The following is a 13,636-nucleotide window of genomic DNA, read 5'->3' as shown; positions in this document are numbered from 1 at the left end:
GCTCCGCGACGCGGACCGCGAACGGGAAAGCGTAGCCTGACCGGGCTTCGCCTTCCCCCTCGGGGGAAGGCGACCGGCTGGGAACCCTCAACCGAAAGAGGATCCTAACCCAAAGTGCGAAAGATTGTTGACACTACCTTATCAATATCCCAGGTCTTATCACCAGCGAGATAGACATTATCCTCCGAATCTATCAATACCTGATGATATTCATAGAATTCATGCCCACCGGAAGTGCGAACAAATAACGGCTGAGATACTTCCCATAATAGCTCGCCCGATTTGTCGATCTTTATCATCTTATATTCGTCTTCATCGTCATTGGCCGCCGTGAGCAGAATATGGCCTTCTGAATCGACCTTTATTTCATCCCATCAGGAGGATTCGGTCGGCCATTGAAGCGGTATGTTGTCCTGCCGTTGACCATCTGGATCGATGAAGAGCAATCGGCAATCGATCATGCCCAAACCCGCCGGCTTTCTTTCATCAATTAGAATATAGGTGTTTCCACTTGGCGACACGGCGCCATGATCGATCAAGTCATACTGGGATTTAAACTCCTGCTCCAAATTGCAGTTCCACTCCGGTTGTCCGCTTGAATCGATTTTATTCAATTCACTATCGGCGTTTTCCGCTCGAATTAAATAATAAATATTTTTTTCAACATCATTCTCCAATAGAGAAACCCAGGCATTCGACAAGCTATCGTAGGGCAATGGATCATGATCTGACGACAATAGTTCGCCCGAGAAAGAATATTGATAAGTATCGATTGTTGATAGGTCGGTGGCAAAATCAAGGAACAACAAACTATCCGCCAATTCCAATAACCCCGGCGAGGAAAGTTGAAAGTCTACATCCCAAATGAAGTGACCAGTGGTGTCGTATGTGAAAATTTTTCGCCCCCCTTCCGGGTGATCCTGTAAAAGAACGAATATTTCGCTATTAATTACTTTATAAAAATACGTATTTTGCGGCATTTCGATCAGCCATTCCCTGAATTCCGTCATAAATGCATGTTTAGCCAGGTGGCCGCTTGATTTGCGATATTGATTGTTCTGGGCATCGAAATAGATGTTATCCAGTCTTTTCACTCATTGTTGTTGGCCATAATTATCATACATTATTATAACATTTTCCGCATAACAAAGATGAGCGATGGATAATAGAAAAAGAAAAATGAATAAGCGGTTTATCCTAATTAATAATGGTTTCATAATTATTTCCTTCTCACCAAGTCATTCCGAATACGTCTTGATCAATTTCCGTCTATTTCCGGGGATAGTATATAGAAATTAAAATTTCTGGAGCATTATTTAACTCCATTCTTCGACCGCCGTCGGAATCCCCACAACAGACTTCTCGACTATTCCCCAGCACATGGATAAATAACACTATCTTGCGTTGTCAAAGTCAAGTCTTGTAAATCAGAGAATTTTCAAAGTGAAAGCGGTGTGGATTCCGGATGCCGAAAAAAGTTCGGCATGACGGGTTGGTGGGCGGCGACATGAAAGGTCGGTTGGCGGTGGTGTGGATTCCCACTTTCGCCGGGAACGACGGCATAGGGTTTTCAAAATATCCTAACGTCCCGTCAGAGACGATTGAATCCAGCCCAGCGTTTCAACGCTGGGGATGAACGCCGCGGATTGTTTCGTCCCGTCAGGGACGTGCCTCGACACATGATTCACCACGAAAAATATGGGAGATCATGCGGACGTACCTACGGCACGAAGAACAATGGCGCGAACCGAAACCCAGCGTTGAAACGCTGGGCTATTTTCAACCATGCCTACGGCATGAAGCACCCATGTCGGCAGTCATGTGGATTCCGGCTGGCGCACGAAAAGACGGCGTAGGGTTTGTATCGCGGCTGCTAAGCCGCTCCTACCGTGGACACGCGGTCGGCGAAGCCGAGGTGACGGAAAAATCAGCAGCCGCAGCCGCCGCTGTCGTTATCGTCGTCATCGTCGCCCGCCGTATCGTCGCCGGCCGAGTCGTCATCGGCGGTGTCATCGTCGGCGGTATCATCGTCGGCGGTGTCGTCATCGGCCGGTTCGGGCACGACCACGGCCCAGGTCGCGACGGCCGCCGCGGCCAGGCGGGTCATTTCCAGGCCGTAATCGAGGTCCTGCCGATCCAAGGTGTCGTTGACGGTGTGGTAGGCGGAATCCAGGTCCCAATCCGTTTCGATGATCAGCACCCCGGGAAGCCCGGCGTCGAGAAACGGTTCGTGATCGCTGCCCCAATAATCGTAGGTGCCGTCGACCGACAAATCGGTATAGGTGCCGGCCAGGCCGCCGACCTCGAACAGGGCGTCGATCTGCGCCTGATTGCCGTTCGACCCCTCGAGGGAGGCGCCCCACGTGTTCTGGTAAAAGGAAATCATGTCCATCACGACAAAGCCCTTGAGATTGGACGCGATGCCCGCCGCCTGCAGATTCTGCACAAATTTCCGGCTGCCGAGCATCCCGAACTCCTCGCCCCCGAACGTCACGAACAGGATCGACGCCTCGGTGTCGTGCGCCGCCAGAACCCGGGCGACTTCCAGCACCGCCGCCGCGCCGCTGCCGTTGTCGTTGGCGCCCGGCGCGGTATCGCAGGGATCGCCGCTGGTGTCGTCGTAATGCGCGCCGATCAGGACATATTCATCGGGCCGCACCGTGCCGGTTTTCACGCCGACCACGTTGAAGCCGCCGACGTTCACGCAATCGAAACAAAAATTGTTGAAGGTCGGCGTGGTCGTGTCCAGGCCCAGTTCAGTGAAATGCCCGGCGATCAGGTCGCGAGCCGACAGCACCTCGTTCGTGCAGGAATAGCGGGTCGGCAGATCGCCCGCCAGTTCGGTTAGGTATTCACCATAGGAAGCGGTCTGCAATTCCGCCAACACCGACTCGACCACCGGGTCGGGCTCGGCTTTTCCGGCGGGCGGAACGACCGTCACCACCCGGTTTTGCGACACCGGTTGCAACCGGACATCCGGCTCCAGCCGCAGGCCGTCGAGGTCGGTCACCAGCGCCAGGTAAATGCCGCGGCGGCCGTACAGCACGGCGTAGCCGAGGCGATCGGCCAGCGGGCGAAGGTCGCGCACCAGGTAAAGCCGTTCGGCGGGAACGCCGACGGCCAATTCCTGGGCGGCGGGGATTTCACAAGCCTCGTCGTGAATCACCACCTGCCGGTCGCCGAAGGTCAGTCGCACGGCCGAACGGCACCCGGCCGTCGCCGGCGCGGTCGCGCCCAGAGCCAACAGATCCACGTCGGCCGCCAGGGCCGGAGCGGCACAAACGAATCCCAGCGCCAGAAACAAAAGCCACCAGCGTTTCATGATGATTTCCTTGATTAGGGAGTGATGGGGCGGCGATCAGCACCCGCCGCTGTCGACCGAATTCTCGTCGCCGAAATTCTTGTCGTCGTCGGTCGGGGCGGTGTCGTCATCGCCCGGGGGCGTGTCGTCGTCGCTGTCGTCGCCGGTAGTGTCGTCGTCGGCCGGGGCGGTGTCGTCGTCGGCCGTATCGTCGTCGGCGGTGTCATCGTCGGCGGTGTCGTCGTCATCGTCGTCGCCGGTTTCGAGCGTGCATTCGTCGACGGACATGTATTGCAAATCGGCTTGCAGATCGATCACGGCCAGCGTCGCCAGGGCCCGGTCGGCGGCGAATACGGCTACCGCGCTTTCGGCCGGGAGGATGGGCACGGCCGCGGGCGGTTCGGCCTGCGGCGCCAGGAAAAATTTGACCAGCGTCGCCGCGGAAGCCCGATCCAGGGGATGGTCGGACAGGCCGGCGCAGACCGCCTCGCCCGCCGCGCCTTCGACGCATTCGAAGGTTTCGCGCCAATTTTCGAGCACGCCGCCCTGGAGCGTATAGCCGACGACCTTGAGCAGGGCCGGGTCGTAGGTCAGCGTGAAGCCGAGGTCGTTTTCGCCGTTCACTTCGCCGATCGTCACCGGAACCGTGATCCAGCGGTCGAACTCGGCGGCACCACAGTCAGGCGCGACGGTGATCGCCGCGCAGACGTCGGTATCGTTGGCGCATTGCCGCGCGGTTTCGTCGCAAGTATCGACCGAGCAGGGAATGCCATCGTCGCAGTCTTTTTGAAGGCCGGCGCACTCGCCGTTCCGGCAGATGTCGTGATCGGTGCACCAGAAGCCGTCGTCGCAGGTGTCGCCGTTGAAGGGCGCCGGATCGTAAACGCATTCGTCGCCGGCTTCGTCGCACGAATCGGCGGTGCACGGGTTGTCGTCGCCACAAGGCATCTCGCCGGCCTGGCAGCCGGCGGCGCCGCCGCACGTTTCCGCGCCGTTGCAGTAGGCGCCGTCGTCGCACAACGCGTCGCCGTTTTCGTCGATGCCGGCGGCGCAATTATCGTCGATGCCGTTGCAGACTTCGGTCGCGCCCGGATGCACCGCGCTCAGCGCGTCGTTGCAATCGTCGCCGGTCGCCGATTGGCAACCGGCGGGCAGGCATTGATACGCGTTGCAATTGCCCGAAGGTACGGCGCTGAAATAGCCGTCGTGGTCGCCGTCGCAATAGTAATCGAGGTAGCACACGCCGTTTTCATCGATGCCGCCGACGCAATTGTCGTCGAGGTTGTTGCAGATCTCGGTGGCGCCGGGATGGATCGCCCGGTTGCGGTCGTTGCAGTCGTCGCCCGGCGTAGTCGCGCAGTCGTCCGGTACGCACTGATAGGTGGTACAACTGGCGGAGATGCTCAGGCCGATGTAACCGTCGCCGTCGGCGTCGCAGTAGTAAACGGTGTAACAGACGTTGCTTTCGTCGACGCCGTTGACGCAGTTGTCATTCAGGCCGTTGCAGATCTCGGTCGCCCCGGGGTGAATGGCGGCGCGGGTGTCGTCGCAATCGGTGCCCAACAGCGACCAACCCGCCGGGCAAGTGGAGCCGCCGACGATCTGCGAAACGCTTGCGTTGCCGAAGCCGTCGCCGTCGCCGTCTTGATAACAGGTCGCGGCCACGGCAGCCGCCGGCCACGCCGACGCGACCAGGGAAAACAATGCGATGGAAAACAGGAGAAAGCTCAACCGACCCCGCGAATGGTCAACCCTAAGCCCATGCGTATTCATGTTCCCCGCCTTCGTGGTTTCCCCAAATACAACGCCCCGGGAGGGGCTGAAAATACAAAGTGGACAAACTAAACCGAGGGATTATATACAAATATTGAGAAAAAACCCAAGCCCAAATTGAATGGGTATTGAAAAATTTAACGGCCCTTCCCGAAGGCGAGGCGAGTCGATTGTCGGGGGCCGACTTTGCCGTTACAATGACCCCCCTTTTGGGCGAAAAAGCACGTAAGGAGGCTCGCTTGGGCGGATCAGGAACAACGATCGAATGGGCGGCTTTTTGGGTCATCGTCGTGGGCATGCTGCTGATCGACCTGGTGGTTTTCAACCGCAAAGCTCACGAGATCAAGTTGCTGGAAGCGGCCATCTGGAGCGTCGTCTGGACGGTGGTGGCACTGATTTTCAACGGGTACATCTGGCACGACCATGGCGGCACCGACGCCCTGAATTTTTTCACCGCTTACCTGGTCGAGCGCTCACTGTCGATCGATAACCTCTTTGTTTTTCTGGTGATTTTTAATTTTTTCCGAATTCCGTTGGAGTTCCAGCACCGGGTGCTGTTTTACGGCGTGGTCGGCGCCCTGGTGATGCGGGCGTTGTTCATTTACGCCGGGACCGCCCTGCTTTCGCACTTCGACTGGATGATGTACCTGTTCGGCGCCTTCCTGATCTACACCGCCGTGAAGCTGGCTTTCGACAAGGGCGAGCCGATCGATCCGTCCAAGACGCTGATCATGCGGATCGCGAGAAAATATTTGCGCACCACCCCGGAACTGGACGGCACGAAATTTTTCACCCGGTCCAACGGGCTCTGGCTCGCCACGCCGATGTTCCTGGTGCTGCTGGTGGTGGAATTTTCGGACGTGCTGTTCGCTTTCGACTCGGTGCCGGCGGTGCTGGGCATCACCAAGGATCCCTTCATCGTGTATTCGTCCAACATTTTCGCCATTCTGGGCCTGCGGGCGATGTACTTTCTCATCGCCGGCATGATGACCCGGTTGCGTTACCTCAACGTCGGCCTGGCGGCAATCCTGGGCTTCATCGGCCTGAAAATGCTGATCGAAGACCTGATCCACGTGCCGGTCCTGCTCAGCCTGGGCATCATCATCGTCATGCTGACCATCGCCGTCGTCGCCTCGCTTTGGGTCGATAAACGGCAGGCGAATTCCTGATCGTCCGTTGAAAAGGAGTCGGTCGCATGTGGAAGGAATTCAAAGCGTTCGCCTTGCGCGGCAACGTGCTGGACATGGCTGTCGGCGTCATCATCGGCGCCTCCTTCGGAAAAATCGTCACCTCGCTGGTGGAAGATATCATCATGCCGCCGATCGGCTTGCTGCTGGGCCACGTCGATTTTTCCAGCCTGTTCATCAGCCTGACCGGCGTGCCGTTCGATTCGATCGCCGCCGCCAAGGCGGCCGGCGCACCGACCCTGAATTACGGCCTGTTCATCAATGCCGTGCTGAACTTTTTCATCGTTACGCTGGCGGTGTACTTCATGGTGCGGGCGGTTAACAAGCTGCAGCCGCCCAAGCCCGTGACGATGGTGGAGATGAAAACCAAGCCGTGCCCGTTTTGCGCCACCGCCATCCCCGAACCGGCGAAAAAGTGTCCGCACTGCACGGCGGACCTTTGATTTCGGCGCCGAAAAAGCGCTAAATCACGACAATTCGGCAACCAAGCGCCATCACGATTCGTTTCGGGGGAGAACCGCATGGCAACGAAAAAGGTTTTCGTCGGCATTGGTCTATTCGTGGCGATATTCGTCCTTTCGGCTTTCGCCCGCGCCGCCGACGGCGACGACGATCAGGGAATCAACGTCCAACTTTTCCGGCCGTCCATCTTCGGCGGGCCGTTCGTCTCGCTGGACGAATCGCGCCCCCTGGGCGCCCTGAGCTTTCACGCCGGCGCGCTGTTCAATTACACCCATAGCCTGCTGACCGACTACCAGAACGACGACCCGGGTTTCGATTACCTCGCCGACCTGTTCACTGGCGATCTCCTGCTTTCGTTCGCCCCGCTCGATTGGCTTGGCCTGGGCCTGGACGTGCCGCTGCATTACGCCAACCACCGTCCGGTCGAGGATGTTTACCATCCGCTGGCGGAAACCGAGCTGAAAGAAAAAGACCTCGAGTGGGGCTTCGAAGTCGGCGATATCCGCGCCGCCCTGAAATTCGGCGTACTGCGCCAAGACAAGCATTGGCTCGGCCTGGCGTTGATCCCATTCGTCGACTTCCCGACCGGCAAGACCGAAAGCTATCTCGGCGAAGGGCGAATCACGGGTGGCGGCAAGCTGGCCCTGGGCCACGACTTCGGCCCGTTCAACCTCGGATTGGAGGGCGGCTATCTGTACCGCGGTGAAAACGACGTGCTGCTGGAAACGGTCGGCGATGCGTATCAATGGGGCGCCGGCATCGCGCGCGATTTCGCCGGCGGCTTCGGATTCTCACTGGAATACACCGGCGGTTACTACGCCGTCGACGACCGGGAAATCTTTCACAACAACCCGATGGAAGTGCTGGCGACCCTGCGCTACCGCTTCGGCCAAAGCGGCCCGCGGGCGCTGGTCGGCGCGGGCCCCGGCGTCAGCCAGGGAGTCGGCGCGCCGATTTACCGCATTCTCGGCGGCGTCGATTACATTTACACGCGGCAAGATCACGAAGCGGCAACCGCCGGCGAAAAATAAAAAAAAGGAGGACCGTGAGGCCCTCCCCGTCCCTGTTCAATCATTCGGTCAAGGCGCCGGAGGCGGGACCGGCGCCGGCACCGGCGCGGGAACGGGAACCGGCGTGGGCGCGGGCGGCGGGAGCGCGCTGGCCGGCGCATAGGAACCGAGCACGTTGCCGCAGTGCAATTGCAGCGGCAGGTACGGATCGAGTTTGCCGAAGTACCAGGCCAGCGCCAGCAGCAGCACCACCAGCAGGAAGAGATACAGTTTCCAGGGCCGCTTTTTCTCGGCGTACGGGTCGCTCATCATTCGTTTCGCGCCGGGGGGTAAAACCGCCAGATCGGTCAGCGCCGCGCCGAAGGGAACATTGATGCGGGCACGGCCGTTGATCGCCCAACCGCTTGCATCGAGAATCGGCCCCAGGTTGCGGCGGCGCAATTTGAGGTAGGCCAGGATGACCGCCGGCCCGGAAATCACCAGGACGATGCCCAGGAGCGCCACCGGAATCCACCAGCCCAGCCCGAAAAAGGCGCTGGCCAGCCCCGTCACCATGGCGCCGATGCCGCCGACCGCGACGCCGATCGCGGCGACCGTGCCGACGTCCATCTTCTTCGCTTCGACGGGCTTGGCCGCCTTGTCCACGTTGGCCGTGGCTTCCGCCGTGCCGGCCAGCTTGGTCTGCGACTGCGCTTCGGCCGTGGCGGCCCGCTTGGCTACCTGCTCGGCGACCATGCGCCCCAGTTTTTTATAGGGTGACCAGAAAGCCTCGCGCAGGCTGATCGGATTGGCGACGATGCGCATGATCGTCGCGTCCCAATCCTGCCCCTGGCGATCGTAGAAAACGCCGTTGCGGCCCACCAGCAGATTGTCGGAGTCGCCGTCGGTGAACGCGGCCACGATCTGCTTTTTCAAGCCGCCCGGACGGGTGCAATCGCAATAGGCCAGGTACATGCCCGAAAGACCCGCCATCAGCGCATGCTTGGCCGGATCGAGGACTTCCAGGCATAGCGCGCAACCCCGGCCATCCAGGTAAAGTGTGCCGGCCTGGAAAATCGCGTCCTTCTTCGCGTAAAAATCGCCGAAGTTGACGAAGTTGTTCAGCACGCGCTGCAGATCCCGTTGAAAGAGCAGCAGCTTTTCCACCGCGGCGACCTGAGCGACTTCCGTGGCGACGGCCAAATCCGCGCGGATCAATTCCTCCATCTGTTGCCGCGCTCCGCTGCCGGCGAGAAACCGCAACCGTTCCGCCCCCAGTTTGTCCACGACGACCGCCGGCTTGGCGGCGAGCCAGGCGGCGTAGGGCGCCAGCTTCGCCTGCAGTGTTTTCCAGTCGGCTTCGCTCAGGGCGACGTGTTCCGCACCCAGCAGCGGGTCCACCGCCTTGGCGACGAAGGCCGCCATTTCGTCGAGCCAGGCCGGGTTGAGCAGGGTACGCAACGGCAGCCCGCGATTCGCGGTGACGGCAGCCAGCGGCAGTTGCCGCAACTCCGGCGTGGCGGAAGAAAGTTCCTTGCCCGCGAGCGCCAGAAATTCCGCTTCGGTCCCGCCGACGGCCAGCGCCGCGCGCGGATCCAGCGCGGCCAGCCGGCAGCGGGTGAAGAAATCCTCGATTTTAGCCCGCACCGGCTGTAGCGCCTCGAACGCGCCGGCGGTGGCCTCGCCGAGCGGCAGCAACGAAGGGTCGGTCTCGGCCAGGGTCAGCCAGTCGAGGTATTTGGCGATTTCGTCGAAAAACGCGTCGACCTTCGCCTGGTCGATGCCCGGCTGACCGCTACGGTCGTTCACCGAGCCGACGGTGGCGATGATGTCCCGGACGATTTGCGCCTTGTCCTCGCTGCCGGCGGTTTCCGGCGGCACGATACCGTCGCCGTTGCAATTGGCGGCGGAAAAGAATTTGTCGGTGTCGCGCACGTCGGCAAGGGAAATGGTCTCGGCCTCGGATTTGCCGAGGTTTTGCAGGACGCGGCGCGCCCCGGCCAGCACCGACTCGTCGCGAATGGCCGCGAGTGGCAGGCTGTCGCCGCCCTTGAATACCTCGTCGGGGTCATGCAGCACGTCGCAGACCCACGCGACCGCGGCGCGAATTTCCGGCACGCGAATCCGGCCGTCCTGATCGGCGTCGAGCAGCGCGATCGTGCGGGCGTCCAGTTCGACTCCCTTGGTCGGCATGGCTAATGCCGTCCAGAGCTTCTGGTCGAGTTGACCCAGTTGTCGCAAATCGGCGCCCTGGCGCAACGACACCTGATCGACGCCGCCGGCGCGGAAAAAGGTCCAGCGATATTTCAGCGATTCGTTCGACATGAAACCTCCCGGCGATGAAACGGCCGATTTCCCGCGAAATCGGCGTCTTCGCGTTCCGAAACTTTCAATCGCTCCGACCGGACCGTACTATTAATGGGCCTCGGCCAGTAAACGATCCAGGCCCTCGACTTCCTCCAGCATGGCGCTTTGTTCTTCCCGGTCGATGGACCGGCATTGGCTTTCGACGCAGCGCACGACGTCGCCGTCGGCGCCGGGCCGGGCGGTGATGAGCGATTCCTTGCCGTTTTCGATCAGCTTGGCTTCGACGCCGTTTTCGGTGGTCCGCACCATCATCAGCCGGACACTGCCGTCGGTTTCTTCCGTCGCCAGATCGAGGTTGACGCCCTTTCCGGGATACATCGTCAGCGAGACCTGCCGCCCGTCGATGACGGCCGTCTTGGTCGCCGGCGGGGAGTTGGCGGCGACCGGATTGTTGCCCGAATAGAATTCGATGACGTTGAGGATCACCCAGTCGATCAACAGGCAAATACCGTAGACCGGCAAGATGATGAACACGAACAAGAGGAAACTGCCGAGCCATTTGTTCAGGCTCAGATTCCAGTTCAGTAATTTATGGGTCAGCGAAAACTTGCCCGCGCAGGAAGCGAAGGAAAAAATCAGCACGGTGAACACCAGAATCAGGGCGATCATCCGGAAAGCACGATTGGGCATGGCGTTTCTCCTTTCGGGTTAAGACAATCGCGGCCGGGAAAGAACTTCCCCGCGAACTTTCCCGGCCGATCCGCATCAGAAGCATCCGCGCCGGTTTTTACGATTCCGGCGTCAGCTCGATGGGATTTTCCAGCGTCCGGTCGGTTCCGGCCTCGATGACGACATCCTCGACATAAACGGCGATTTCGTAACCGGCGGCCACCACGACCACATCGTAGGAGCCGGCCGGCAAGGCCGCAATCGTAAAGGTGCCGTCATCGCGAATGATCGTCGAGTTGACGGCGTCGTCGAAATTATCGCCGGTGAAGGCGCCGGCTTCGAAGGCGTAAACGACGGTACGCGGCACGACCGGCGTCACCAGGCCGATGAGATTGCCGGCAGCGTCCGCCTGCACGAACCGGACCACCGGTTTCAGCAGGTACTTGCCGTTGCCGGTTTCATGCACGGACTTCGTCATGTCGAAATCCATGATCAGCATGGTTTCCTGACCCGCGACCAACGAAAACTCGCCCTTCAGTTTGAAACCGCTGGTGCAACCGCTCGGTACCTGGAGCGGATAACTCTCACCCGCGATCACGATCTCGGGCGCTTCGTCACCTTCGCATTCGATTACCAGCCGGATTTCGCCGTAATCGCCCGCGGGTAAATCCTGTTCGGCCAACACCACTCCGGCGTTGTTCATCAGTTCCAGGAGGTTGTAGCGTTCCGGCGTGACGGCCAGATCGGTCCAACCTTCCGGGCCATTCACCGCAACGGCATTGATAGTCAGGTTGATTTCATCGGCGTCGGTTACCGGCGCATCGATCAGGTACAGCGAAAACGGCGCAACGGCGTTATCGTCGTCATCGTCGCCGCCCCCGCAGGAGATCATCATCGCGATGACCGACATGGCCGCAAAGACCACTGTCGCCGATAGGACGTGACGAAAACTGGTGTTCATTTTCTTTGCCTTTCTGTTCTGCTGATGCTTGATTTTTTCAAGGAAACGTTTTTTTCTTGATCGCGAACATCCCCCCTTTCAAGGGTAGAATCTTGCCCTTCCCATTGGTTTGGGAAGGGCAAGATTCCGTTAGCCGACCGACCCTTTTATTCGACGATGATGAACTCGACGCGACGGTTCTTCGCGCGATTCGCTTCGGTGTCATTCGGCGCGATGGGGTTCTTCGGGCCGTAGCCTTCGGATTCCAACTTGTCGGCCGGAATGCCTTTCTTTACCAGATAGGCTTTCACGGCCGCGGCGCGCTTCTTCGACAGCTCGTTGTTCATTTCCAGCTTGCCTTCCGAGGAGGTGTACCCTTCGAGGCGAATCTTGGAATATTGGCAGAGACCCTTGATCTGTTCGGCGGCGTCGTCGATCACCGGGAACGACTTCGCCAGGATCTTGTCGCTGGCGACCGCGAAGAAGATCGTGCCTTTCAACTCGATTTTTTTGATCAACGCGACCTTGAGGGGCGTGTCTTTCTCCGCGACGAGGGTGACCGAGTCGGTCTTCGGCTGATAGCCGTCCGCCGAGATCGTGACCTGGTAGGTTCCCGCCGCCAGCGCGCCCTGGTAACCGTTTTCACCGACCGCGATGGCGGTTTCCTTGCCCGCGCCGTCTTTCAGCACAACGGCCGCCTTCACCGGTTTGTTGCTGCATTTGTCGAGCAGCGAAAGCGAAACGGTGGTGGGCGATTTCGGCTTGACGATCTCCTTGAGCATCAGCGTGATCACCGCGCCGTCGGCGGACAGCGAAGCGGACCGCTTATCGCCCTGGAACCCTTCGCGCGAGGCGCTCGCGCTGTAATCGCCGACGACGAATTCCGAGTTCCATTCGCCGGTGGAGGCGACGGTCTGGCTCTTACCGTCGGGGGCGACGATCGACAGGGTGGCCGCGAGCGGCTTGTTGTTCTGGTCGACCGTTTTGATGGTCAGGACGCCCGTTTCGGGGCCGCAATTGTGGCAGAAGTAATCGATGCCGCCGACCACGCGGTACTGGCCGGCGCCGGGGCCGCCCGAAAGGCCCGTGCCGCCGCCGGCGACGATCCGCGGACCATTGGCGCCGAAGCGATAGCGCAGCGTGGCCAGGACTTCCACCGGGACGTTGTTTTTCAGGATGTCGTTTTCGTCGTCCATGAAATAGTAAGAGCCGAAGCCCTCGATCGACCATTCGAAGCCGCTGTCATAGGCATTGCCGATGCCGGCGCCGAAGGTGATGGCGTCGCCCATTTCCGCGGTCATCAATTCGCCCTTGCCGCGGTAGAGATACCCGCCGTTGGCCATGAAGTTGATGTATTTCGTGTCGACACCCAGGATCAAGTTGCCGCCGCCCGTGGTGCGGCCCTCGCCGAACAGGCTGTCTTTCGGGGCGGTCGGGAAGTTGACGTACGGCGCGATGGCGATGCCGAAAACGTGCTCCTTCGCATCGAGCGGCATGAATTTTATTTCGGCTTTCACGTCACCGAGAAAACTCTCGTTCGACAATTCCGGCAAAGTGGCCGGTGGATCGGCCAGGCTGAAATCCTCGACCGGACGCATCCGGGCCATGTAGTACGGCACGGTCGCGCCCAGGCTCATCCATTCCCACAAACCGAAGGCCAGCACGCCGTGGATGCCCTGATAGTGGCCGATATAATCCAGTTCCGTTTCCGTGCCCGTGCCGCTGTCTTTGTAATAGGAAAACGGCTTGTTGACGTATTCGTAGTAGAGCCCGCCGCCGATGGTCCAGGGGCACAGCGCCGCCGAATCCTCGATGGCCAGGTAATGGCCGCCGAAAATATTGGGACGGAAGTGCGCCAGGTTGAATCCCTTGTCGTCGGTGAGAATCGCGGTGTCCTCCGCAAAGGCCGCGGCGGTAAGCAAAAGTGCGACCGCTAGCGCCACAAACAGTGTTCTTTTCATTATTAATTTCCTTTCTTGGTTAATGACCTGCTTGGAATCCCTCGCTT

At 59.7% G+C, this 13,636-nt stretch carries 9 protein-coding genes and 1 pseudogene; 3 read left to right on the top strand and 7 right to left on the bottom strand.

All coding sequences use genetic code 11. The features are described from left to right. Window positions 1-374: 374 nt before the first annotated feature. From GX444_08850 to GX444_08840, 3 genes are all read right to left on the bottom strand, one after another. Entirely contained in the window at window positions 375-1,094 is a 720-nt protein-coding gene (locus GX444_08850) for a hypothetical protein (protein ID NLH48698.1), read from the bottom strand. A gap of 833 nt (window positions 1,095-1,927) precedes the next feature. Continuing rightward, window positions 1,928-3,322: a Zn-dependent exopeptidase M28 gene (locus tag GX444_08845; protein ID NLH48697.1), complete on the bottom strand. Its 1,395-nt coding sequence runs from the start codon at window positions 3,320-3,322 to the stop codon at window positions 1,928-1,930. Window positions 3,323-3,358: 36 nt separating this feature from the next. Continuing rightward, the gene (locus GX444_08840) at window positions 3,359-5,032 is read right to left on the bottom strand and encodes a hypothetical protein (protein ID NLH48696.1); all 1,674 of its coding nucleotides are present in this window, start codon (window positions 5,030-5,032) and stop codon (window positions 3,359-3,361) included. 239 nt (window positions 5,033-5,271) lie between these two features. Here GX444_08840 and GX444_08835 point away from each other — a divergent pair, with 239 nt between their 5' ends. The 3 genes from GX444_08835 to GX444_08825 all read left to right on the top strand — a co-directional run bounded on the left by GX444_08835 (window position 5,272) and on the right by GX444_08825 (window position 7,754). Beyond that, window positions 5,272-6,243, top strand: coding sequence for a TerC family protein (locus tag GX444_08835; protein ID NLH48695.1), 972 nt, complete (start codon window positions 5,272-5,274; stop codon window positions 6,241-6,243). Window positions 6,244-6,269: 26 nt separating this feature from the next. Further along, on the top strand, window positions 6,270-6,704 hold the full coding sequence (gene mscL, locus GX444_08830) for a large conductance mechanosensitive channel protein MscL (GenBank protein NLH48694.1): 435 nt from the start codon (window positions 6,270-6,272) through the stop codon (window positions 6,702-6,704). A gap of 78 nt (window positions 6,705-6,782) precedes the next feature. After that, on the top strand, window positions 6,783-7,754 hold the full coding sequence (locus GX444_08825) for a hypothetical protein (protein NLH48693.1): 972 nt from the start codon (window positions 6,783-6,785) through the stop codon (window positions 7,752-7,754). A gap of 204 nt (window positions 7,755-7,958) precedes the next feature. Here the strand turns inward: GX444_08825 and GX444_08820 are convergent. From GX444_08820 to GX444_08805, 4 genes and pseudogenes are all read right to left on the bottom strand, one after another. Then, window positions 7,959-10,037, bottom strand: a pseudogene (locus GX444_08820) (hypothetical protein). A gap of 90 nt (window positions 10,038-10,127) precedes the next feature. Then, window positions 10,128-10,709 (bottom strand): DUF3332 family protein, encoded by a 582-nt coding sequence (locus GX444_08815; GenBank protein NLH48692.1) that lies wholly within the window; start codon window positions 10,707-10,709, stop codon window positions 10,128-10,130. A gap of 97 nt (window positions 10,710-10,806) precedes the next feature. Beyond that, window positions 10,807-11,649, bottom strand: a complete 843-nt coding sequence (locus GX444_08810) for a DUF4382 domain-containing protein (GenBank protein ID NLH48691.1) — start codon at window positions 11,647-11,649, stop codon at window positions 10,807-10,809. Window positions 11,650-11,795: 146 nt separating this feature from the next. Further along, window positions 11,796-13,589: an OmpA family protein gene (locus tag GX444_08805; protein NLH48690.1), complete on the bottom strand. Its 1,794-nt coding sequence runs from the start codon at window positions 13,587-13,589 to the stop codon at window positions 11,796-11,798. Between the last annotated feature and the right edge of the window lie 47 nt (window positions 13,590-13,636).

This window comes from Myxococcales bacterium (genome assembly GCA_012517325.1).
Lineage (GTDB): Bacteria > Lernaellota > Lernaellaia > Lernaellales > Lernaellaceae > JAAYVF01.
Note: the sequence above shows the minus strand (reverse complement) of the source record. Positions and strands in the feature narration are given on the sequence as shown.